Genomic DNA, 2220 nt, shown 5'->3' with positions numbered 1-2220 from the left:
ATCTGATTCGTCATATTCTTTCATCAACTCTTCAACCGTCACTTCTTTATCTGTGACTTTTATCTGTGCTAATAAATGATCAATGACCTTTTCTTCAAAAATCGGAGCACGTAGATTTTCAACAGCTTCCGGAGTCTTACGGAAAAAATCCATAATCTCTTTCTCTTGTCCTGGATATTGGCGAACCTGATCAAAAACTGCTGCTTTTAGCTCATCCTCACTAACTTTAACACCAACCTTCATTCCAATTTCAGAAAGCACCAAACCAAGACGAACACGACGCTGCGCAAGGACACGATATTCCTCACGTGCCTTTTCTTCTGTAATACCTTCATCTTCAAAACTGCGCCCAGCCTTTTTCAAATCATCATTAACCTGAGCCCATATATTGTTAAACTCAACCTCTAAAAGTTCTTCAGGAATCTCAAAATTATAATCAGCATCTAAAGCATCAAGAATTTGACGCTTAACTTTTTGACGTGTCACTGAACCATATTGGCTTTCAATCTGCCCACGAACGACCTCACGTAAGCGATCTAGAGACTCTAAACCAACTTTTTGCGCTGCTTCATCATCAATTTTTAATTCATCTGGTTTAAAGACAGCTTTGACAGTAATGTCAAACTCTGCTTCCCGTCCCGCCAAATGTGCCGCACTGTAATTATCAGGAAATTTAACAAAAATCGTTTTTACATCCCCAGCTTTCACACCAACCAATTGCTCTTCAAAACCAGGAATAAATTGTTTTGCCCCAAGAATCAGTTGTGCATCACTATCTGCCCCACCTTCAAATGGAACGCCTTCAAGCTTACCTTGATAATCTATGGTAATGCGATCACCTTCTTCAGAATTCCCCTCTTTTAGAGAATAATTACGCGTAGAAGAAAGGACGCGATTGACTTGATCATCAATATCCTGTTCAGGAATAATCGGAATTTCACGGATAACCTTAATATGTTCAAAATCTTTAATGTCAATTTTTGGTAAAACTTCATACTTTAAACTAAAAGTAAAATCAGCTTTGCCATCTAGAATTTTTTCATCTTCATCTATATCAATTTTTGGCTGCATCGCTGCACGTTCATTGCGGTCCGCTAAAATAGAACGGGGTGCATCACTGAGTATCTCATTGAGAATCTCCGCCATAAAGGATTTACCATACATTTTTCGCAAATGCCCACTAGGCACTTTACCGGGACGAAAACCATTAAGCTTGATTTTTCCCTTGGTATCATCCAATCGTTCATTCAACTTTTCTTCTAAATCTTTCGCTGGAACCACGATCTTAATTTCGCGCTTCAGTCCTTCATTAAGCGTCTCGGTAACCTGCATTAAACACCTTCATTTTTCTAAGGAGAGGGATCAACCCACTCTAATAATCATTACATTCTAACACTTCGAGTGTTACATTTACCATGAAGCGGAATTTCAGACACGTAGAAATCCGTAGCACTTAAGGGATTGCTTTGGTGCGGATGGAGGGACTCGAACCCCCACGGTCTCCCGCCAGAACCTAAATCTGGTGCGTCTACCAATTTCGCCACATCCGCTCAAACTTACAAGCTAATAACCTTATACAAGCGGCGTTTCTATACCATTAATTACAGAAAAAAAGCAAACAAATATATTAAAAAAAACAAAATCTATGCTTTTCATACATAACTGCTTACGCTAAAAGTCAATTATGTTAAAGACATTTGATATCCCAATTCATATCATCGGTGGCGGTCTTGCGGGGTGTGAAGCAAGCTGGCAAATCGCTCAGTCAGGAATTTCTGTTGTTTTGCATGAAATGCGACCCGAAAAAAAATCAGATGCCCATAAAACCGATAAATTGGCAGAACTGGTTTGTTCAAATTCGTTTCGTTGCGATGATTCATTAACAAATGCCGTAGGACTTTTACATGCTGAAATGCGATTAGCAAAATCGTTAATTATGAAAGCTGCTGATGCCAACAAAGTTCCCGCAGGTAGTGCTCTTGCTGTTGACCGTGATGGATTTTCAAAAACCGTTACGACAGCACTTGAAAACCACCCTCTTATAACAATCAAACGTGAAGAAGTTCAAGAAATTCCTAAAGCTTGGAAACATGTTGTCATTGCAACAGGCCCCCTTACATCGCCTGCACTTGCTCAAAAATTACAAGCAATAACCGGTATAAAAGCTCTTTCTTTTTTTGATGCAATTGCACCTATTATCCATACCGACAGTATTGATAT

2 protein-coding genes and 1 tRNA gene are annotated in these 2220 nt (G+C 39.3%); 1 reads left to right on the top strand and 2 read right to left on the bottom strand.

The genetic code is table 11. The features are described from left to right. On the bottom strand, positions 1-1332 hold a 1332-nt coding region (gene tig, locus ACFIL8_RS06565), incomplete at its 3' end, for a trigger factor (RefSeq protein ID WP_375689185.1). A 135-nt stretch (positions 1333-1467) separates the two neighbouring features. Further along, positions 1468-1550, bottom strand: a tRNA-Leu gene (locus ACFIL8_RS06560). Between the two features lie 134 nt (positions 1551-1684). Between ACFIL8_RS06560 and trmFO the strand changes: the two genes are divergently transcribed. Continuing rightward, positions 1685-2220, top strand: a 536-nt coding sequence (gene trmFO / locus ACFIL8_RS06555; protein WP_375689183.1) for a methylenetetrahydrofolate--tRNA-(uracil(54)-C(5))-methyltransferase (FADH(2)-oxidizing) TrmFO, incomplete at its 3' end; no start/stop codon positions are given.

The organism is Bartonella sp. AP57NXGY, from assembly GCF_042195805.1.
GTDB lineage: Bacteria > Pseudomonadota > Alphaproteobacteria > Rhizobiales > Rhizobiaceae > Bartonella.
Note: the sequence above shows the minus strand (reverse complement) of the source record. Positions and strands in the feature narration are given on the sequence as shown.